General features: G+C 59.0%; 17 protein-coding genes. 6 read left to right on the top strand and 11 right to left on the bottom strand.

Annotated features, from left to right (window positions below):
- The first annotated feature begins 98 nt into the window (after positions 1-98).
- The 6 genes from helR to ACT7DV_RS14535 all read left to right on the top strand — a co-directional run bounded on the left by helR (position 99) and on the right by ACT7DV_RS14535 (position 8402).
- The gene (gene helR, locus ACT7DV_RS14560; RefSeq protein ID WP_444663608.1) at positions 99-2258 is read left to right on the top strand and encodes an RNA polymerase recycling motor ATPase HelR; all 2160 of its coding nucleotides are present in this window, start codon (positions 99-101) and stop codon (positions 2256-2258) included.
- A gap of 30 nt (positions 2259-2288) precedes the next feature.
- Entirely contained in the window at positions 2289-3536 is a 1248-nt protein-coding gene (locus ACT7DV_RS14555; protein ID WP_444663606.1) for a sensor histidine kinase, read from the top strand.
- Positions 3533-4150: a response regulator gene (locus ACT7DV_RS14550; RefSeq protein ID WP_060701782.1), complete on the top strand. Its 618-nt coding sequence runs from the start codon at positions 3533-3535 to the stop codon at positions 4148-4150. Before ACT7DV_RS14555 ends, ACT7DV_RS14550 begins: the two co-directional genes overlap by 4 nt.
- 111 nt (positions 4151-4261) lie before the next feature.
- Positions 4262-6364: an MMPL family transporter gene (locus tag ACT7DV_RS14545; RefSeq protein WP_444663603.1), complete on the top strand. Its 2103-nt coding sequence runs from the start codon at positions 4262-4264 to the stop codon at positions 6362-6364.
- Positions 6357-6791, top strand: a complete 435-nt coding sequence (locus ACT7DV_RS14540) for a DUF2871 domain-containing protein (protein WP_444663602.1) — start codon at positions 6357-6359, stop codon at positions 6789-6791. Before ACT7DV_RS14545 ends, ACT7DV_RS14540 begins: the two co-directional genes overlap by 8 nt.
- Before the next feature lie 318 nt (positions 6792-7109).
- Complete coding sequence (locus ACT7DV_RS14535; protein ID WP_444663600.1) at positions 7110-8402, top strand: hypothetical protein; 1293 nt, start codon at positions 7110-7112, stop codon at positions 8400-8402.
- 162 nt (positions 8403-8564) lie between these two features.
- Here the strand turns inward: ACT7DV_RS14535 and ACT7DV_RS14530 are convergent, their stop codons facing one another.
- From ACT7DV_RS14530 to ACT7DV_RS14480, 11 genes are all read right to left on the bottom strand, one after another.
- On the bottom strand, positions 8565-10019 hold the full coding sequence (locus tag ACT7DV_RS14530) for an FAD-dependent oxidoreductase (RefSeq protein ID WP_060701786.1): 1455 nt from the start codon (positions 10017-10019) through the stop codon (positions 8565-8567).
- A gap of 17 nt (positions 10020-10036) precedes the next feature.
- Positions 10037-10816 carry a uroporphyrinogen-III C-methyltransferase gene (gene cobA, locus ACT7DV_RS14525; protein WP_060701787.1) on the bottom strand — a complete coding sequence of 260 codons (780 nt, stop codon included), beginning with the start codon at positions 10814-10816 and terminating at the stop codon, positions 10037-10039.
- A complete protein-coding gene (locus tag ACT7DV_RS14520) occupies positions 10809-11666 on the bottom strand; it encodes an ABC transporter permease (RefSeq protein WP_060701788.1) in 858 nt (285 codons plus the stop codon). The genes cobA and ACT7DV_RS14520 overlap by 8 nt, the downstream gene beginning before the upstream one ends.
- Positions 11638-12381: an ABC transporter ATP-binding protein gene (locus tag ACT7DV_RS14515; RefSeq protein WP_060701789.1), complete on the bottom strand. Its 744-nt coding sequence runs from the start codon at positions 12379-12381 to the stop codon at positions 11638-11640. The genes ACT7DV_RS14520 and ACT7DV_RS14515 overlap by 29 nt, the downstream gene beginning before the upstream one ends.
- Positions 12381-13478, bottom strand: a complete 1098-nt coding sequence (locus ACT7DV_RS14510) for an ABC transporter substrate-binding protein (RefSeq protein ID WP_444663596.1) — start codon at positions 13476-13478, stop codon at positions 12381-12383. Before ACT7DV_RS14510 ends, ACT7DV_RS14515 begins: the two co-directional genes overlap by 1 nt.
- The gene (locus ACT7DV_RS14505) at positions 13465-14760 is read right to left on the bottom strand and encodes a sulfate adenylyltransferase subunit 1 (RefSeq protein ID WP_444663594.1); all 1296 of its coding nucleotides are present in this window, start codon (positions 14758-14760) and stop codon (positions 13465-13467) included. The genes ACT7DV_RS14510 and ACT7DV_RS14505 overlap by 14 nt, the downstream gene beginning before the upstream one ends.
- A 1-nt stretch (position 14761) precedes the next feature.
- Entirely contained in the window at positions 14762-15685 is a 924-nt protein-coding gene (gene cysD, locus ACT7DV_RS14500; protein WP_444663592.1) for a sulfate adenylyltransferase subunit CysD, read from the bottom strand.
- A gap of 10 nt (positions 15686-15695) precedes the next feature.
- On the bottom strand, positions 15696-16418 hold the full coding sequence (locus tag ACT7DV_RS14495; RefSeq protein ID WP_444663590.1) for a phosphoadenylyl-sulfate reductase: 723 nt from the start codon (positions 16416-16418) through the stop codon (positions 15696-15698).
- The gene (locus ACT7DV_RS14490; protein ID WP_060701794.1) at positions 16415-18115 is read right to left on the bottom strand and encodes a nitrite/sulfite reductase; all 1701 of its coding nucleotides are present in this window, start codon (positions 18113-18115) and stop codon (positions 16415-16417) included. Before ACT7DV_RS14490 ends, ACT7DV_RS14495 begins: the two co-directional genes overlap by 4 nt.
- A 67-nt stretch (positions 18116-18182) precedes the next feature.
- Complete coding sequence (locus ACT7DV_RS14485; RefSeq protein WP_444663588.1) at positions 18183-18923, bottom strand: sirohydrochlorin chelatase; 741 nt, start codon at positions 18921-18923, stop codon at positions 18183-18185.
- 33 nt (positions 18924-18956) lie between these two features.
- Entirely contained in the window at positions 18957-19721 is a 765-nt protein-coding gene (locus tag ACT7DV_RS14480; protein ID WP_444663586.1) for an SDR family oxidoreductase, read from the bottom strand.
- Positions 19722-19902: the final 181 nt, after the last annotated feature.

Raw genomic sequence — 19902 nt, 5'->3', positions numbered from 1 at the left:
TTCAGAATAGCGCGTCGAGGGGGCCTTGCCGCAAGGCCCCGCAGATGGTCCATAATCGATATCTTCGCCACGAAAGCCAGCCACTTCAGGGAGCCCGCGTGCCTGCCAAAACCTCAAATACCAGCTACTTCGATGCCACCCAGCCAAGTCCATCATCAGAGAGCCCTGCCAATACCGAACAAGACCAGCAACAGCTCTCCGAAATCGCCGCGCGGATCGAGCAGCTCCGTTCCGAACTGATCGAGCGCATCGCCGCACGAGGAAAAGACCAGGCCGGCATTCTGCAGCAATCCCTTGAACGCGATGTCGAACTCGGTGAAATGGCTCAGCGGCTGCGCCAGCTAGACCGAATAGGCCCGTACGCCTGCTTGGGATTCATGGAACTGGCTGAGACCGGCGAGCGCATCTACGTGGGCCGTCTGGGGTTGAGCGATGAACACGGCAAGCAGCTGATGATTGATTGGCGCGCCCCGGCAGCAGAACCGTTTTTCGCTGCGACGCACGAAAAGAATTACGGCCTGGCGATACGCCGCCGCTACCGTTGGCGCCGGCAACGCATTTCCGACTATTGGGACGAAGTGTTCGATTCTTCCCAGCTGGCTTCCCATGCCCGTTTGGATGACCACTCATCATTTCTTGCGTCCCTTGGCAGCAAGCGTTCACCAAAAATGCAGGACGTGCTTTCCACCATCCAGTCCGATCAAGATGCAATCATCCGAAGCGGCTCGCAGGGCGCCTTGGTCGTGGATGGAGGCCCTGGTACCGGCAAGACGGTGGTTGCCCTGCATCGCGCAGCTTATTTGCTGTACGCGGATCCGCGGCTTCGCAGCCAAGGTGGCAGAATTTTGGTGGTAAGCCCGCACGAAGCCTATTCCACCTATGTCTCTGACATTCTTCCGAATCTCGGTGAGGACGAAGTTCTCATTTCAACGCTTTCGAATATAGTTTCGAATGGCGACGGCGTGCTTGTGGAACCGGATCAAGAAGTCCATCGCATAAAATCCAGCTTGGCAATGCTGGACACAATCAAGCGGGCAGTGCTGGTCTTTGAAGAACCTCCTTCCGCCGACGTGCTCATCGACCTTGCAGAAGCTCAAGCCACCGTGACATCACAGCTGTGGCGCAATGCCTCTGCCACGATTGATCACGATACCCCGCACAATGAAGCACGCATCCAATTACGCGAAGCCCTCATAGACCAGCTGCTTCCCCAAGTTGCCAGTGCCGATGACGATGAGCCGCTGCTGCGCGCAGAGTTGGCGCGAAGTACAGCGCTGAACGGGTTGCTAGATGAGCACTGGCCCGTGTTGGATCCGCTAAATCTGCTCAAGGCCCTGTATTCGACGCCAGCGCTGCTCCGCTATAGCGGCCGAGAACTTGGCAGTGAAGAAATTGCAAAGCTGCTGGCAAATTCTGCAGCCGGGGCATGGACCGCATCAGATATCCCCCTGATTGATTTGGCCCGCTTCCTCATTGGCGACCCGCACAGCGAATCGAAACATCTCGATGAGCAATCGCGCATAGCTGCCGAGCGCCAGCGGTGGAAAAACGTGATTGATGACCTGATGGCTTCGGCTGACGACAAGGAAGACCTGTCGTCCCAGCTCATGCACCAAGACCTTCAGGAGCAACTGCTTGCCCAAGGCCTGGAGAGCCATGTGGCCTCAGGCGGCTACAGTGGACCTTTTTCACATGTCATCATCGATGAAGCGCAAGATTTGACCGATGCCCAGTGGGCGATGGTCCAAAGGCGCTGCCCCTCAGGAAGCCTGACCATTGTGGGCGACAGGGCCCAGGCCGTCGACGGCTTCAGGAAGACATGGGAACAGCGGCTGGCCCAGGTTGGCATTCGCGACATCACCGTATCCCCGCTACACGTCAACTACCGAGGTACCGCGCAGATCATGGAAGCTGCCGCAGAGCAGATTCTGGCCCACCTGCCAGAAGCGAACGTGCCGCGATCATTGCGCCTAGACGGTGCGCCAGTAAAGTACGCCCGGCCCACAGAACTCGGAACAATTCTGGATCATTGGCTGGCCGAGAATGCCCAGGGCACGGCAGCCGTCATCGGTGCCCCTGTCTTCCGTGCGCCCAGCAGGGTCAGCGTGCTATCTCCGGAGAACGCCAAGGGGCTGGAATTCGACCTGGTACTCGTCTGCCAGCCACAGTCCTTCGGAACAGGCTTGGGCGGCGCTGTCCGCAGGTACGTGGCCATGACCCGGGCAACAGCTCAACTGGTGGTGCTCACCGAGCAATAGGCAACGCACCCTTTAGGTAGGCTGGCATCCATGAGTACTACGGAGCCACGATCGGTTCAGACCCAGAATCAGCAGCACTCCTTGGCCTCGCCAAGGGTGCTGCGCTGGGGACAGCATCTGGTGACAGCCATTCTGCTTGTCATCGCGCTGCTGCGACAAGTTTCGGCACAAGACAATGCGCTGCCGGCAATTCTCATCTCGCTGCTCTTCGCCGTCTGGTACAGCGCAGGATTCATCCCGCATGCCAAGAACAGGATCTTCCCCAAACCCACGTGGTGGTTGGCGCTCCTGCTGGGAATCTGGATAGCAAGCCTCTTGATTTCGGCTGAATTCATGTGGCTAGCCTTCAGCCTTTGGCTGCTAATTGGGCACCAGCTGCCATTCCTGCCTTCAGTGCTGTGGTCCGTCGTGGTTTATGCCTTTACCTTGCTCGCACCCTACCTGCACCACACGCAGCTCAGCCTTGCGTCCGCAGCCGGTCCATTGGTCGGCGGCCTTTTTGCCTGGGGCATTTCGCGAGGCTACCTGCAGATGGAACGGGACGCCCAAGAACGCACCTCTTTGGTCAATTCCTTAATGAGAGCCCAACAGGAAATGGCCGCGCTCCAAGAGGATCTGGCCCGTTCCCAGCATGAAGCAGGAATCGCGGCCGAGCGCACACGCCTAGCCCGGGAAATCCACGACACTATCGCCCAGCAGCTATCGTCCATCGGCTTGCATGCCAAGGCCGCCACGGGCGCCAGCAACGCCGGTGCGGCGCAAGAGGCGCTGCAACGAATCGACCAGCTCTCCGCGCAGGCACTCAATGACCTGCGCCGAATCATTGCCGCCCTGGCACCTGCTGAACTCGATTCGCAGGCGCTCGCCGGAGCCCTCTCTCGCGTCCTTGAGAACTTCAGCAGCGACTCCGGTGTTGAATCCGCTCTGGATATTGAGCCTGGATTGCCGCTGTTGGACCCCAGTGTTCAAATTGCCCTGTTGAGGACGGCCCAGTCGGCGCTGTCCAACGTTCGCCGGCATGCACAAGCCGCAAAGGTCGTCGTGAGCTTGAGTTTCAGCGATGACGAGATACGCCTGGATATCGTGGATGACGGTATTGGTTTTACTCCCCCGGCCGGCCGGCTATTGCCAAACACGCAGGTGGGAGGCTTTGGCCTCACGGCGATGAACCGACGCCTCATTGAACTTGGCGGCGGACTGGAAGTGGAAAGCGCTGCTGGAGACGGCACCGCCTTGTGCGCCCATCTGCCTCTTCGGGCACGAAAGGACAATCCATGATCCGCATCCTGTTGGTGGACGATCACCCGATAGTTCGCACCGGGCTGAGAGCGCTTTTCGAAAATTACGGCGATATCCAGGTCGTGGGCGAAGTTTCCACCGGAGAAGAAGCCGTTGAATTCGCCAAAGATCAGCAAATTGACGTTGTGCTCTGCGACCTGAGACTGGGTTCAGGGATGAATGGCGCCCAGACAACTGCAAGCATCAGACGGCTGCCCCGCGCGCCACAGGTGCTGATCTTGACTACTTTTGACAAGGATGCGGAGATTCTGGCGTGCATTGAAGCCGGTGCCTGCGGTTACCTGCTCAAGGACGTCAGCGCCCAAACCATCGTCGAGTCCTTGCGCCAAGCTGCCGCGGGTCTCATGGTTCTGGCCCCGGAAATGACCCGCCGTGTGGTTGAAGGCATGCGTCGGCCCAAAGCGGAGCTGACCGCCCGAGAGCGCGATGTTCTCGTGCAGCTGGCAACCGGGGCCGGCAACAAGCAAATCGCCAAGTCCTTGTTTGTCTCTGAAGCGACGGTCAAAACGCACTTGGTGCACATTTTCGACAAGCTTCAGGCGAGGACGCGGACCGACGCAATTAATAAAGCCCGCGAGGCCGGTTTGCTGTAGCGTCGATTATCGTGTGGCCGACACGCTAGAGGTACTCTCAACCTTTCGGTTGATCTTTTATTCACCTCATTCCACGATGGCTGAACCCGTAAATTCTCGTTGACTGGAACTATGAAAGTTCCAGTTATCTCCCGGGTCGGCGATTCGCTGACCAGCCGCCGCGGTGCCCGCATCTGGGCCGCCGCAGTTTTTGCAGTGGTCCTGGTGCTCTTCGGAGCCCTGAGCAGCATCCAGGCTCCCGCCCGTTCGGCCAGTTCTCTGGTCGACGGCTCGGATTCGGCGCAGGTCGCCGAAATCCTGGAGGCCAACACCACCGATTCCCAGAGCTCGGCCCTGCTGGTGGCCAACCGCCCCGATGGCCAGGTCTTGGGCAACGCCGACTTGGCGTCCCTGGACCAGCTCAGCACGGCACTGAGCCACGACGTCGGGGTCACCGCAGGGCGCACCTTGGCCAGCGAGGACCAGCAGGCAGCGATGGTTCCGCTGACCTGGGGCACGGTCTCAGATCAGGCCGATCGTGAGAAGCTCAACGAGATCCGCGACTGGGTCCAGGACCATCGCGCCGATGGGATGGCGCTGCAGGTCACAGGTTCCACCGCATTCGCGGTGGACATCACCAATGCCTTCGCGGGGGCTGATTTCACCCTGCTGGCCGTGACCGTCGGCATCGTGGCAGTCCTGCTGATCCTCACCTACCGTTCGCCGGTGCTCTGGCTGATCCCGCTGGTCGTGATTGCCATTGCCGATCGCAGCGCCTCGCTGGTGGCCAATTTGCTGGGCAATGCCTTCGATCTGCACTTCGACTCCGGGGTGCTCAGCGTTTTGGTCTTCGGCGCGGGCACCAATTACGCCTTGTTGCTGATCTCCCGCTATCGCGATGAGCTGCACAAAAGCTCCGATCATCGCCAGGCGCTATCCAGGGCGTGGGCATCCAGCTTTGAAGCCATCCTGACTTCCAACCTGACCGTGGTTTTGGCGCTGCTCACGCTGGGGCTGGCTGCCATGGAAGATACCCGCGGTTTGGGTATCGTTTGCGCTGCTGGCTTGCTGATCGCTGCGGTCTTCGCGCTATTCCTCCTGCCTCCGGTCTTGGCCATGTGCGGCCGCAATGCCTTCTGGCCTTTGATTCCTCGTCCAGGTCAGGAAGCCAAGAATGAAAACTTCTTCAGTCGTGCCGCTCGTTCTGTGATGAATCGCCCGGGACTGAACCTCGCGGCGCTGGCGGTTTTGCTCCTGGTTCTTGCCGGTGCGCTGACCGGGACGCGCATTGGCTTGGACCAGGCCCAGCAGTTCCGCACGGCCACCGAATCAACCAACGCCATGCAGACTCTCGCTGAGCACTTCCCCGCCGGTGAAACACAGCCGATCACGGTATTGGCGCAAGACATCGATACCGAGGTACTGCGCCATGATCTCTCAAGCGTCGCGAACGTCAAGCGTGTGGGCGAGGTCCATCAGCTCGGGAAGACCGCGTGGCAGCAGTTCACCGTCATTCCGGCTGTAGATCCCAGCTCCGCGCAAGCCCGGGATCTGGTGGAAGATCTGCGCGATACCGCGGCAGCAATCGGCAGAGGACAGGTGCTGATGGGCGGGCAGAGCGCCGAACAGCTGGATTCCCACCAGATGCACTTGCGCGACTTGTACCTCGTTGCCCCGCTGATCATGGCCATCTGCTTCGTGATGCTCGGCTGGCTCACCCGTTCGTGGCGCACCGCCTTCGCCTTGGGGTTGGCAAATCTGCTCAGCGCTGCCGCTGCTGTTGGCCTCGGCTCCCTGGTTTCCTCGATAGTCTTCGAGGCTGACGCACTGGATGTCCAAGTGCCGCTCTTGGCCTTCGTCTTCCTGGTAGCCCTTGGCGTGGACTACACGATATTCCTGACGCAGCGTGTGCGCCAAGACGCACAGGCACTGGATCTGCGTGAGGCGGTCGTCATGGCAGCTAGCCGCACGGGATCAGTCATTACCAGTGCCGGACTCGTGTTGGCTGGCGTGTTCGCGGCCCTGGCAACCTTGCCGCTGACGGTTCTGGGCCAGCTGGGCTTGATAGTCGGGCTCGGCGTCCTGCTCGATACTTTCGTGGTTCGAACACTGATGCTGCCCGCGCTCTTCGCTGTCCTGGGCTCAGGAAAGCATCCAATCTTTGGCAAAGCTTCCCCGCCCGCCAAGTCTTTTGCACAACCAGCCATTCAGAAAGAAAGCAAAATCGATGCGTAATCTCGTTAATTTCTCCTTCGCCTACATGCTCCTCGGCGTTGCTTCAGGTCTTTTCTACCGCGAATTCACCAAGATCAATGGCTTCCCCGAGGGACAGTGGACCCAGCTTTCGGTGGTGCACACTCACCTGCTGGTTCTGGGCTTCATCATGCTGCTGCTGGTATTGCTGCTGGAGAAGTCCTTCGGGCTAAGCAAGCACCGCAAGCTCTTTGCCTGGTTCATGGGCACCTACAACGCAGGAGTAATCCTGACCGCGGGAATGCAGCTCACCCACGGCTCTATGACCGTACTAGGCATGGAGTCTTCCAAGATGATTTCGGGCATCGCCGGTCTTGGCCACATGTCTATCACTGCAGGCATGATCTTGCTGTTCATCATGCTTCGCCGATGCGTACCTTCCCGCAAAGAAACGAAGCTCACAGACTAAACTAGCGATTCATATTTTGACCATAAACCTGACCCGCTAGATTATGGAATGTAGAACATGCGGATATATAAGTGCGATAAAAGCCAACCTTCTAATGGTACATAAGCTAAAATCCTCAAAACACGGATGTAATCCCAGAAACATACCGGCAGTAATCATGAATAGATCGTATCGCGATTAACTGAGATCCTTTCTCTCTATTCGCTAAATACACAACAACAAAACATTTTCGAATTTGAGGTCGACCGCTCGACTGCCCGGCGCGATATAATCGAAAAAACCTATTGGTTTAGATCAAAGAGATTACGATAGGAAATCATGTCAGCAACAGGGTATGCAGCCAATCAGTTTCTAGTCATTCTGCCCGATGTTTGCATCGACGGCGACCACGAACCTACACGAATTCAACTGAAATCACCCGACAAAGAACTAGTCGTTCTTGTTACCGCACACACTGCGACCTCACCCCTATCCGCAATGGCGAGGAATCTATTGTCGCTTGACGAATTTGCAAGACATGGACCATCAATGCAAGAGCACGCACCCGCTTGGCAACGACAAGGTGGAGCTTTCACACCTTCTTTAGAAGGAAAGTTGACCGTATTCGAGGTAATCGTTCCTAAAATGAAAGGTGACAAAAAATATAACGACAAACACAACTCAACTTTTAACTGGGATGATCTCTCGAACCCTCTCGTTAGAGCATCCCGCGGGATAAACATGTATTTAATGGCTCTACGAGTCGTTTTCGAATCCACGATCCCTCTGCTGCCCGGAGGACATCTCCAAGGGCCGATCTATTACAGAATGTGCCGCGTACAGGAAATAAGATCGAATGGTCAGGAAGCAATAAGGGTGAAGCCTCTTGCTGAATTTGCCATGGGCCTAGGAGGTACGCGTGCTCCCGAAATGGAAAGTGAAGTAATTTTCACCAAGGATAAGATTACAGAATTCGAATTAGCACTACAGGATTTGGCAACGGGTAACAAGATCCTCAGTGCGAAAGACCGAATGGTTGCTGCGTACACGGCGCTCCATTTGCAGGGCGACCTCACTGCTTCCTGTCTCGAATCTGCGACTGCTTCTGAAATGTTCCTGGATACTGTGCTTACAATGTTGCTCTGGGAATCGAAAGTAATTAGAAGCGACTTTTCGAACGAATCCAATATACTTCCAGATCCTAAAGATGTGCATCTATTTGGTCCCACGAGTTCGCTTACAAAACGCATTAAGTCCAACTACAATCCACTCCTTGGCGGCGAACCATGGTCGATTGATGATGGGGTAATCGGCGAATGGTATAAAAACTGTTACCTCTTACGGCATAGAGCAATTCATGGCGGATACCTTCCTAAATTTCAGGAGTGCCTCGATTCGCTCGACTCTTCTAGAATTTTGGTCTCATTCGTGTTGGATGCACTAACCAAGAACAAAAAGAAATACCCAAGATCAAATTGGCTGCTACTCGGCTTAACAGGTCTCGAAAAGAGGAATGCATACACGAACAGTTACAAAAAAATCCTCAGCAATATCAAAGAAAATGAGCCAAACTGGCGGTTAAGCTACAGCAGTTTCCGATCTGATCTGTCAGAGAAGATCCTCGGGGATTAAGCTCTATTCACGATAGTCTTTCAACCTTGAAAAACTTTGATCGTCGAACACTGCAATAAGAAAACACCAAACGGTCCGACTCCCTGCGGTGGTGGACGAAAAATGGCACCCGTGGATCATAAGATCAACGGGTGCCACTTGACTCAGAGCCTGGGGTGAGACTTACAGGCTCTCAGCTAATTTTTTTGCGCGAGAGAATTCCATCATGGCCTCGCGCTCGACAACCTTGATTCGGTCACGGGTGATGTCACCGAAGCGAGTGGAGACGGTGCCTTCGGCTGCGCCGAGTTCCTTCTCGCGTTCATCCAGTGTCTTCCAGCCATCCCAATCCGAGAAGTCCACACCGCGGCTTTCAAGCAGCTCTGCGATCTGCTGCGAGGATTCAGGCTCAGCCAGCTGGGTCAGGTCCTCAAGCAGGTGGGTGATGGTCTCCAAGGCGTCGCCCTTGGTGTGGCCGATCAGGCCGATTGGGCCACGCTTGATCCAGCCAGTCGCGTAGAGGCCCGGAACATGGGTTCCGGCAGCGTCAAGAACACGGCCTTCGATGTTTGGCAGTACACCCTTGGCGCCGTCGTACTCAATGTCGTCAACGGCCGAGCCGAAGTAGCCTACGGCGCGGTAGATGGCCTGCAGCGGGTATTCGACGAACTCGCCGGTGCCGCGGGCACCGCCGTTGCCGTCCAATTCGTTGCGTTCCACCTTCAGGCCGGTGACCTTGCCGTCTTCACCGAGAACCTCGACTGGCGACTGCAGGAAGTGCAGGTGCAGGCGGCGTGAAGCACTTGGTGCCTCTTCGCGTTCTTCCTGCTCAATGAGCCAGTTGGTCAAGGTCGAGACCATGGTCTTGGTCTGGTTATTGGTCTTCATGGCTTCGTCCGAAGCCTTGTCGAATTCGAAGTCCTCCGGGTACAGCACGATGTCTACATCCTTGGAGTGCGACAGTTCGCGCAGTTCCAGAGGAGTGAACTTCACCTGGGCTGGTCCGCGGCGGCCGAAGACGTGGACGTCGGTGACGGCCGAGTCGTTCAGCTGCTGGTAGATGTGCTCTGGGATTTCGGTCTCCAGCAGCTGGTCAGCGTGCTTGGAGAGAATGCGAGCGACGTCGAGGGCCACGTTGCCGTTGCCGATAACAGCGACTTCCTTGGCCGACAGGTCCCAGTTCTTGTCTGCATCCGGGTGCGCGTCATACCAGGAAACGAAGTCAGCGCCGCCGAAGGAGCCTTCGTAGTCGATGCCCGGGATGTTCAGGTCGGCGTCCTTCTGGGCCCCGGTGGAAATGATCACTGCATCGTAGCGTGCGTGCAGGTCGTCGAGGCTGATGTCTCGGCCCAGGCCGACATTGCCGTAGAAATTGATCCAGTCATTGTCGAGCACCTTGTGCAGCGCGTTGATAATGCCCTTGATGCGCGGGTGATCCGGGGATACGCCGTAGCGGATCAGGCCGAAAGGGGTGGGCAGCTCATCGAAGAGGTCGACGTGCAGTTTCAGTTGACCGCTGGACACTGGCTGGCTCTTGTTCAGCAGGTCTGCTGCGTAGATGCCTGCAGGACCGGCGCCAACGATGGCCACGCGCAGTGCCCGGGAGGCCAGGTGATCAGGGACGATAATTTCACTCATCAAACAACTTCTCTTTCTTAGTCAACGAATGAGGCCGGCTCGGTGGCATCGGCATTCTCTAGCGGCAGGAGGTCTACCAGTTGGTCGGAGGCTTCCGGGGCTAGCCGAACGACATCACCGATGACGATGACGGCCGGATTCGCCACTGCGGCCTTGCGGGCGCGCACTACAATCTCTTCTAGCGTACCGATAGTTGTGCGCTGCGTCTGTGAGTAACCTCGCTCAACTATCGCAATTGGCGTACTTGACGGCAAACCTCGGGTAAGCAATGTCTCAACAATTAGTGCCAAATTTGATACTCCCATCAGCACCGCAAGGGTGTGATCGGAGCGAATCGGCACGTCGGCCAGTTCAGCATGGCCGCTCACTACGGTGAATCCCGCAGCGATTCCTCGGTGCGTCACCGGGATGCCGGCAGCGCCGGGAACCGAAATGGCGCTGGTGATTCCGGGAATCACGCGCGTGGAAATCCCGTATTCGGCGGCGTAGAGCATCTCTTCCCCGCCGCGGCCCAAGACAAATGGGTCTCCGCCTTTAAGCCGGACCACGTGCTTTCCTTCAAGCGCGTGCTTGACCAAAAGCTCGTTGGTCTCATCCTGGGTCTTCACGTGGCAGCCAGGCGACTTGCCCACGTTGATCACCAGGACGTCATCGGATAAGTCGGCAAGCAATGCGGTGGGGCCAAGCCGGTCAGCCAAAACCACATCGGCGGACAAAAGCGCTTTGTAGCCGGCGACGGTAATCAATTCTGGATCACCGGGGCCACCGCCAATGAGGGTGATATGTCCTTTAGCCATTGTTGTCTCCAGTTCGGCTCATGCCGCGATCACGCAAAAGCTTGCGTTCAATCGGAGCAAAGAATACTAATTCGATCAGCACGCCAACCAGCAGGATGGTCAGGATCACCAGCATGACCAATGGCAGATCTGCCAGGTCGCGTCCACGCTGCAACAGCGAGCCTACGCCGAGGGCCAGCGAGCCGCCCACCGCGATCAATTCGGCCGCCATCAGCGAGCGCCAGGCGAAGGCCCACCCTTGGCGCAATCCTGCAACATAGCCTGGCATGGCAGCTGGCAGCTCAATGTGCATGACATGTTCCCATTTGGAGGCGCCAAGCACCTTGGACAACGCCTTGTACTGTGCCGGGATCATGTCGATTCCGGCGAGCAGCCCGTTGATGATGGACGGGATCGCGCCGAGCAGCAAAACCGTGTAAATGGTTGCGTCGCTCAATCCGAAGAGGATGATTGCCGCTGGAACCCACGCGATGGATGGCAATACCTGCATCGCCGATACCAGCGGGCCGACACCTTTGCGCAGCAAAGGCTGATGGGCCAGGAGCAACGCCACAGGGGTCGCAACGACCACCGCGATAGCGAATCCGCTAATGGCACGGAATAGCGATGTGCCCACCGCTGAAAGCAGCGATCCGTCGGAGAGCAGCTGTGGAAGCTTCTGGGCGACAGCCAGCGGGCCCGGGAAGAGATCCTCGCGCAGCGGGCTGGCCCAAGAAATGATCTGCCACAGGCTAATCAGTACCACCACGGTGAGCAACGGTGCGACCACTGCGTCCAGGCGGCTGCGCTGGCGCAGCTTTGAATGCTGCAATGGCTTCAACTCAGTTGGAGACTCGGTCAGTGAGCTCATGCTTCCGTTGCTCCTTTCTCAAAATCGTGGTTAGTTCATCTGCCAGTGCGGCCGCTTGGGCCGGGTCCTGGCGTAATTCGTCGGTGATCCGGCGGGTTTCCAGAATTCGTCCCGGATGCGAAGAGAGCACCAGGATCCGTCCGGACAGCCGAATTGCCTCGCGCACATTGTGCGTAACGAAGATGATCGTCTTTCCCGTTTGCTCCCACAGGGCGCGCAGCTGTTCATGGAGCATGTCGCGGGTAATGGCATCCAGCGCCGCGAAAGGCTCATCCATCAGCAAGACCTGCCGGTCCTGTGCCAGAGCCCTGGCCAGGGCTACCCGCTGGCGCATGCCGCCGGATAGCTCGTGGGGCTTTTTGCTGCTGGCGTGCCCCAGCTGAACAAGATCCAGCAATTCTTCAACTCGTGCTGGCCGCTTCTCTACCGGGTAACCGGCAAGCTTCAAGGCCAAGTCGACGTTTTGGCTGGCAGTGAGCCAAGGCAACAAGTTTGCGTCCTGGAACATGAAGGCGGCCCCGTCTTCAGGTACTTCCAGCCATCCAGAACTCGGCGCCAGCAAGCCGGCGATCATATTCAGCAAGGAGGATTTCCCGCATCCGGAGGCGCCGAGAACTGCAATGAATTCGCCATCTTCAATTTCAGCGCTGAGCCGGTCAATGACCAGCCCCGTGCCCGGATAGCTCAGCGATACTTCATTGAGTAGAACTCCCATTACCGCTCCTGTTGGTTGAGAAAGCGAGTGTCGACAAGCCTTTGTGCATCACCCGTGGACCCAACGCCAACAGCGGCGGCATGGTCCACCAGCGTTTGGTAGGTTTCAGGCAATGGATCTTCGCTGAATGAAATCTGTTTCAGCGCAGAAGCGATTACTGACTCATCAAACGAACTTCCATTGGCCTTCACCAAAGCGGATTGCACGGCCTCGAGCTTTTGCTTTTCATCCGCGTGGTTCAACCAGCTGATTGCCTCGGTATTGGCATCCACCAATTTCTGGACTGTTTCCGGATGGCTTGCCAGGAAGTCCTGGGAGACAGCCAAAACTGTCGTCGGGAATTTTCCGTCAGGCCACAGCTGCGACTCATTGACCAGGCGATGGCCGTCGTACTTTTCCACCAGCAGCGACGCGTAAGGCTCAGGAAGCCAAGCGCCATCGATTTCTCCGCGGCCAAATAGCTGGGCCACCGTGCCATTGGAACTCGGTGTGACGGTTGCGTCCTGGTTCAGTTCTAGCCCGTTGAGGTAATTTCGCAACGCCACATCCTGGGTGCCGCCAAACTGCGGGCTAGCCAGGTTGCTGCCAGCCAGTTGCCCAGGGCTGCTGATCTGGTCGTTCACCACGAGGCTGGCACCGCCGTAGGCTACACCAGATACCACCCGCAATGATTCGCCGTGGCTGGAGAGGTAGCTGTTCAACGCCGGGTTTGGCCCCAGGTATGCCGCGTCAATGGCACCGGAGTTCAGTGCTTCCACTGCTGCGGGTCCTGCATTAAAAACCTGGCTCTGCACCTTGGTTCCGTCTTCTTGCACCGCGTCCTGAAGAATTCCTTCGGATTGGGCAATCAGGGCTGGAGCATGCGTCAGGTTCGCGAAGTAGCCGACCTTCAGTTCGGCTGCGGGTCCAAGATCCGCAGCTTGCGCCTGCTCGTCGCTGGGCCCGGGCAACAAGGCCGTGACCACTGCCAGGGCAGCGAGCACCCCTACGCCTGCAAGCCCAAGAAACCTGCCGCCGTATCCCGCCTCGGGACCATGAGCCGTTAAGCGCACACGATTGCCATGCCTTGCCGGTTCAGCAGTTTCAGGCCGCTTCATGGTTTTCCTCGATGATCCCCGCGGCCAGCGTTCGACCCGTGGTTGGATCGATCAGCAAGAAGCTGCCGCCGGTACGCGAGGAGGCGTACTGTTCAATTGCCAAGGCGGCTTGGCTGCGCAGGGTGATCCGGCCCAGGTCGTTGAGTTCCAGGGATTCGGCTGGCTGCTGCGAATAGTCGGCCACGTTGATCACGTAATCAATGGTCGACAGCTTGGCTGCGGCTACCTTGGTTCCATGCTTGATCAGCAGTCGCTGGCCGCTGGTGAGCTTTACCGGATCCAAGACGCAGATGTTCGCCTGGAATTCGCGCTGTGCCGCAGGCAGTTCACCGGCCACGATGGTGTCGCCGCGGGCAATGTCCACGTCCGATTCCAGCTCGACAACAACCGCCTCGCCGCCTTGAGCGCTCTGGGCTGGACCGGCAGGGGTGCTGATGGCCTTGACCCGGCTGGCTGCTGGCTGGCCGTTGGAGAGCACCTGCACGGCATCCCCCACGTTCAAGGTGCCGTCGACCAGGGTTCCGGCATATCCGCGGTAATCGCGGTAGGCTTCCGGATCCAGGCCTGGAGCGAGGGCGCCCTGCGGGCGAATGACGTACTGGACATCCAGGCGTGCGGTGCCGCTGCCGAGTTTCGGTTCCAGTTCTTCGAGCAGGCCCAGCAGGGTGGGGCCGGCATACCACGGAGCCGCCTGGGATGGTTCAACCACATTATCGCCCTGCAGCGCAGAGACCGGGATAACAGTGGTTGACTGGAGGCCCAGCTCCGCAGCCAGCGACAGGACTTCGGCTTCGATGGCGCCAAAGGCCTGCTCATCCCACCCGATCAGATCCATCTTGTTCACTGCCACGACCAGGTTGGGAACGCGCAGCAAGGTGAGGACGCCGAGGTGGCGGCGGGTCTGCTCAAGGACGCCATTGCGGGCGTCCACCAGCACGATGGCAACATCCGCAGTGGAGGCGCCGGTGACGGTGTTGCGGGTGTACTGAACGTGCCCAGGGCAGTCCGCAAGGATGAAGGAACGCTTGTCGGTGGAGAAGTAGCGGTAGGCCACGTCGATGGTGATGCCCTGCTCGCGTTCGGCGCGCAGGCCATCGGTCACCAGGGCCAGGTCCAAGGTGCCATCGGACCCGCCGAAGCCCCGCTCGGCGCTGGTGCGGGCAATGTCATCCAGGGAATCGGCAAGGATCGCCTTGGCATCGTGCAAGAGCCGGCCAACCAAAGTGGACTTGCCGTCGTCTACCGACCCTGCAGTAGCGATGCGCAATAGTGTGGTGGTCATTTTAGAAGTACCCTTCGGTCTTGCGGTCTTCCATTCCCGCGGCGGAAATGCGGTCATCGGCGCGGGTGGCCCCGCGTTCGGTGACGGTGGCGATGGCCAGTTCGTCGAGCACCTTCGCTACGGTGTCGGCGGCCGAGAGCACAGCTCCGGTGCAGCTGGCGTCACCCACGGTGCGGTAGCGCACCTGCTTGATGATCACCGGCTCGTCATCATTGGGCTGGCTCACCGGGGTCAGCGCCCGCCACATGCCGTCTCGTTCAAAGACCTGGCGGCAATGAGCAAAGTAGATCGATGGCAGCTCGATGTTTTCGCGCTGGATGTAGGCCCAGATATCGCGTTCGGTCCAGTTGGAAATCGGGAAGGCGCGCACATGCCAGTCCGGCTCGTGGCGGCCGTTGTACAGGCTCCAGATTTCCGGGCGCTGGTTGCGCGGATCCCAGACGCCGAATTCGTCGCGCAGCGACAGGATGCGCTCCTTGGCGCGGGCCTTGTCCTCGTCGCGGCGGGCGCCGCCGAAGACGACATCGAAACCGTTGTTTTCGATGGTGTCCAGCAGGACACGAGTCTGCAGGCGGTTGCGGGTGCCATCTGGCAGCTCGGTCAGCTCGCCGCGGTCGATGTACTCCTGCACGGAGCCGACTACAAGGTTCAGCCCGTACTTTTCGACTACTGAATCGCGGAAATTCAGGACTTCGGCAAAGTTGTGGCCGGTGTCGATGTGCACCACCGGGATCGGCACGCGCAGTGGCGCGACGGCCTTTGCCAGCAGGTGCAGGACCACCACGGAGTCCTTGCCGCCGGAGAAGAGCAGACCTGGCTTCTCGAATTCGGCGAGGACTTCACGGATGATGTGGATGGATTCAGCTTCCAGGGCGTCCAGTACGCTGCGCTGGGTGCCGGTGGGGGCGTTAGCGGTAATGGTCATGGCTTGCTCCTTAGATGTGGATGCCGCATTCGGTCTTGTTCAGCCCGGCCCATCGGCCGGCACGAGGATCTTCGCCCTCGGCAACGGGCCGGGTGCACGGTTCGCAACCGATGGATGGGTAGCCGTTGGACAGCAACAGGTTCACGGGGACCTGCTTGTCGGTGGCGTAGTCGATCAGCTCGTCAAAGCTCCACGGTGCCAAGGGGTTGAACTTGACCAGCCCGTTCTTTTCGTCAAAAGTCACCAACGGAGTATTGGTTCGCGTGGGAGCCTCGTCGCGGCGGACCCCGGTGAACCAGGCGCTGTAGCCGCCCAGGGACTTGGCCAGCGGGTCCACCTTGCGCATCTGGCAGCACTGCGCCGGATTGCTGGCAAAGAGGTCCTTGCCATATTTGGCGTCCTGTTCGGCCACGGTGAGCTCGGGAAGGACATCGACAATGTTCACGTCCAGGACGCGGGCCACCTCATCGCGGGTGCTGCGGGTTTCGACAAAGTGGTAGCCGGTGTCGAGGAAGAGAACATCGACCTTCGGAAGCTGCTCGGCAACGACTTGCGGAAGTACCGCATCAGCCATGGAGCAGGCCACGGCTACTTCGCTGGCGTCAAAGTGCTTGGCGGCAAAGGCGACAACCTCCGCGGCGCTGGCATCCCACGCCAGCTCTTCAGCTCCGAGCCGTGCGATTTCGCGCAGTTCTGCTTCGCTGCGGGTGCGGTTAGGGGTCTGCTGGCTCATTTCAGTTCATCCTCTTCGGCTCGGTGGGCCCAGGCGGCGAAAGACTCGCCTTCTGTGGCGGAAGCCGAGTAGTTCTTGACAACGCGTTCTACATATTCGGGAAGTTCATCGGCAGCGACTTTCAGGCCGCGGACCGTGCGGCCCAGGGCCGCTTCGCCATTTTCGAAACCGGCCAGGGTCCCGCCCAGGTGCACCTGGAAGCCAGAAACCTGTTCACCTTGCTCATTGGTGATCAGCTGGCCCTTGAAGCCCAAGTCGGCGGTCTGGATGCGGGCGCACGAGTTCGGGCAGCCATTCACGTGCAGCGACAGCTGGCGCGGCAGCTTGCCCTCATGGTCGGCCAGGCGATCTTCGATTTTTGCCACGGCGTCGATCATGGTGTCCTTGGTATCCACGATCGCCAGCTTGCAGAATTCGATACCGGTGCAGGCGATCGCCGAACGCTTGAACAGGCTCGGGTACGCTTCCAGCCCCAGGCTGCGGGCCGCACCGACAAAGCCCTTGACCTGGTCTTCGGCGATGTCCAGCGCAATGATCTTCTGGTGCGGGGTGGTGCGCAGCCGGGTGGATCCGTGTGCCTCAGCCAGATCAGCCAGAGCGGTCAGCGAGGTGCCCGAGACTCGCCCTGCTGGAGCAGTCAGCCCGATGTAGAACTTGCCGTCCTTCTGCTCGTTCACTCCGCTGTGGTCCCCGGCCTCGGTCGGCTGGACAGGCAACGGGCCGTCGGGCAGCTCATAGCCCAGGTATTCGTCCTGCAGCACCTGGCGCATTTTCTCGGTGCCCCATTCGGCCAGCAGGAACTTCAGGCGCGCACGGTTGCGCAGACGGCGGAAGCCGTAATCGCGGAAAATCGAGACAATGCCTTCCCAGACATCTGGCGCTTGCTCTTCGGTGACGAAGGCGCCGAGACGCTCGCCCAGCCGCGGGCTGGCGGACAAGCCGCCACCCACCCAGAGGTCGTATCCGGGGCCAAGTTCCGGGTGGACGGTGCCGATCAGGGCGATGTCATTGATTTCGTGCACGACATCCTGGCTGGGGTGGCCGGTGATGGCCGTCTTGAACTTGCGTGGCAGGTTCGCGAATTCCGGCTTGCCGATGTAGCGGCGGGAAATTTCGGCGATCACCGGGGTCGGATCGATGATCTCGTCCTTGCTGATGCCAGCTACCGGCGAACCGAGGATCACGCGGGGAACGTCGCCGCAGGCCTCGGTGGTGTGCAGGCCCACGGCTTCCAGCCGCTGCCAGATCTCAGGCACGTCGACAACGTCGATCCAGTGGAGCTGGACGTTCTGGCGGTCCGTCAAATCCGCGGTGTCGCGGGCAAACTCGGTGGAGATCTGGCCGATGACGCGCAGCTGCTCAGTGGTCAGCGCGCCACCGTCGATGCGCACGCGCAGCATGAAGTAGCGGTCTTCAAGTTCTTCGGGGGTCAGCGTCGCAGTCTTGCCGCCCGGGATCCCCTGGGCACGCTGGGTGTAGAGGCCCCACCAGCGGAAGCGCCCGTGCAGGTCCTCTGGGTCAATGGAATCGAAGCCCTGCTTCGAGTAGATTTCCTCGATGCGCTGGCGCACGTTCAGGCCGTTATCCGCGGCCTTCATTTCTTCGTTGGCGTTCAACGGCGCAGGGCCGTCGATTTTCCATTGGCCATTGGGCTTTGCCGCCCTCTTAGGACGAGCGGGTGTGGTTGTCTGCGTCATGTAATCCAGCGTAGAAACCCACCCCAGGGGGACGGCAAACGCAAGTAGTCACATGACCGCTGGTTGCCTACTGAGTTAGAACTTCGTCATTTGGCGACATATAACCGGCCTGTTTTAGCGTCTCTTGGAGACGCACGAGGAAACATTGCGCAATCGTTACGTCAGGTAAAAGAGGCCTTGTCACCACATCTGCTCCCGTGCTAGCGAGCTTGTACTGGAAGTATCCGTCGGCCAGCAAGGAACTCAGAACAAGCACCGGACGCTTTAACGCGCCGTCAACAACTTCTGAGATCTGTGGTTTTGCTCCGGCGCAATAGCCAACAGGCACGTCACGGTCTAGGATGCGCGAAATTTGCCCGGCGAGGTCGCGGACTTGGCGTTGGCCGATTTCAAGCCGGGTGCCCGCAGCGGCCAGGACGACCATTGGGTCACCGTCGAGATGCTCTTCAGCCCGGTCCGCGAGGACCTGGGCAAGCTCGGGCATCGGACCTAGCGGACCGGCCGACACAGTATTTTCTCGGGAATCCACGGCCTTGGCGATGTCGAGGGTGGTGTGCACGCCATCTGAAACCAGCAGCGGCAGAACCACGGCTGGTTCCGCACCTGGCAGTCCGGCAACCACGTCATCCAACGACGGCTGCTGCACATCCACGTAGGCCTCGTGCCATACCAGCGAGGCTGGAATCTGGTCCTTGCCCAGCTCTTCGAGCTGGGCTCGCAAATCGTGGATCAGCTGTTGGCCGTTGGCATTGTCCGTTCCGTGCGATGTTGCAACTACGTGAATCGTGCGCTGGGTTTTTTGGCTCATTGAATAAATCCTCAACGGTGGGTTGCGCAACGATTATTTGGCGTTGCGGATTAGCTTGTGGTTGGCTGCTTGCGCCTGGGGCCGGATGACGATCTCGTCGAGATTAACGTGGGCTGGAGCGCTGACGGCGTAGCGAATCACCTCGGCGACATCTTCGGCCGTCAACGGATTGTCAACCCCGGCATAGACACTGTCTGCCGCGCTTTGGCTGCCAAGGCGCCGCAGCGCGAATTCCTCGGTTTGCACCAGGCCAGGGAGGATCTCGATGACTCGCAAGCCGTTTTCCACTTCTTCCAAACGCAAAGCCTGGGTCATGGCACGCTCGGCCGCCTTGGCGGCGTTGTATCCACTGCCGCCTTCGTAGCTTGCTAGCGCTGCTGTCGAGGTCACGTTCAGGACCGTGCCCCGGGCCTGGCGCAACTGTGGCAACAGGGCGCGAGTAAGCCTCATCGTTCCCATGACATTGGCCTGCCACATGAATTCCCAGTCCTCGTCAATGGCATCGGCCCAGTACTCAGTACCTCGTGCGCCACCGGCGCAATTGATCAGTGTATCGATGCCTCCTGCGGCTTCAACAGTCTTGGCCAATACCTCAACATCGGTTTGGACGCTGACATCCGCAGGGACGGACATCGCACCCGTCTGCTGGGCAAGAGCTTCCAATCGATCCGCACGGCGCGCGACAGCGAAAACGGTCCATCCTTGATTGCGCAGGGCTCGAACGGTGGCCTGGCCAATACCGCTAGAAGCGCCGGTGACAACGGCGGAACGGGATGCTTGAAATTCTGTGTTAGTCATACCTCCAACTCTATGGCTACTTCATTGCCAGCTGGTAAGGCGTGAATTTCTCTTACGTTTCAGGACCTCCAGATCCCAACTGCTTCATGGGCAAATTGCAGGATGCCAGGAGCTGTGGCTGTTGACCTCTGCTTTCTGCCCGAAATGCGGCCAAAACGCGGTTTTACCCGCCCTTGGCGGC

The organism is Glutamicibacter sp. TV12E (assembly GCF_052441935.1).
GTDB lineage: Bacteria > Actinomycetota > Actinomycetes > Actinomycetales > Micrococcaceae > Glutamicibacter.
The sequence above is the reverse complement of the archived record's forward strand: the minus strand, read 5'-3'. Positions and strand labels throughout refer to the sequence as shown.

What these genes read in the sequence shown, in the direction of transcription:
- ACT7DV_RS14555 (WP_444663606.1), top strand. Translation starts at nt 2,289, where the DNA reads ATGAGTACTACGGAGCCACGATCGGTTCAGACCCAGAATCAGCAGCAC.
- ACT7DV_RS14550 (WP_060701782.1), top strand. Translation starts at nt 3,533, where the DNA reads ATGATCCGCATCCTGTTGGTGGACGATCACCCGATAGTTCGCACCGGG.
- ACT7DV_RS14545 (WP_444663603.1), top strand. Translation starts at nt 4,262, where the DNA reads ATGAAAGTTCCAGTTATCTCCCGGGTCGGCGATTCGCTGACCAGCCGC.
- ACT7DV_RS14540 (WP_444663602.1), top strand. Translation starts at nt 6,357, where the DNA reads ATGCGTAATCTCGTTAATTTCTCCTTCGCCTACATGCTCCTCGGCGTT.
- ACT7DV_RS14535 (WP_444663600.1), top strand. Translation starts at nt 7,110, where the DNA reads ATGTCAGCAACAGGGTATGCAGCCAATCAGTTTCTAGTCATTCTGCCC.
- ACT7DV_RS14530 (WP_060701786.1), bottom strand. Translation starts at nt 10,019, where the DNA reads ATGAGTGAAATTATCGTCCCTGATCACCTGGCCTCCCGGGCACTGCGC.
- cobA (WP_060701787.1), bottom strand. Translation starts at nt 10,816, where the DNA reads ATGGCTAAAGGACATATCACCCTCATTGGCGGTGGCCCCGGTGATCCA.
- ACT7DV_RS14520 (WP_060701788.1), bottom strand. Translation starts at nt 11,666, where the DNA reads ATGAGCTCACTGACCGAGTCTCCAACTGAGTTGAAGCCATTGCAGCAT.
- ACT7DV_RS14515 (WP_060701789.1), bottom strand. Translation starts at nt 12,381, where the DNA reads ATGGGAGTTCTACTCAATGAAGTATCGCTGAGCTATCCGGGCACGGGG.
- ACT7DV_RS14510 (WP_444663596.1), bottom strand. Translation starts at nt 13,478, where the DNA reads ATGAAGCGGCCTGAAACTGCTGAACCGGCAAGGCATGGCAATCGTGTG.
- ACT7DV_RS14505 (WP_444663594.1), bottom strand. Translation starts at nt 14,760, where the DNA reads ATGACCACCACACTATTGCGCATCGCTACTGCAGGGTCGGTAGACGAC.
- cysD (WP_444663592.1), bottom strand. Translation starts at nt 15,685, where the DNA reads ATGACCATTACCGCTAACGCCCCCACCGGCACCCAGCGCAGCGTACTG.
- ACT7DV_RS14495 (WP_444663590.1), bottom strand. Translation starts at nt 16,418, where the DNA reads ATGAGCCAGCAGACCCCTAACCGCACCCGCAGCGAAGCAGAACTGCGC.
- ACT7DV_RS14490 (WP_060701794.1), bottom strand. Translation starts at nt 18,115, where the DNA reads ATGACGCAGACAACCACACCCGCTCGTCCTAAGAGGGCGGCAAAGCCC.
- ACT7DV_RS14485 (WP_444663588.1), bottom strand. Translation starts at nt 18,923, where the DNA reads ATGAGCCAAAAAACCCAGCGCACGATTCACGTAGTTGCAACATCGCAC.
- ACT7DV_RS14480 (WP_444663586.1), bottom strand. Translation starts at nt 19,721, where the DNA reads ATGACTAACACAGAATTTCAAGCATCCCGTTCCGCCGTTGTCACCGGC.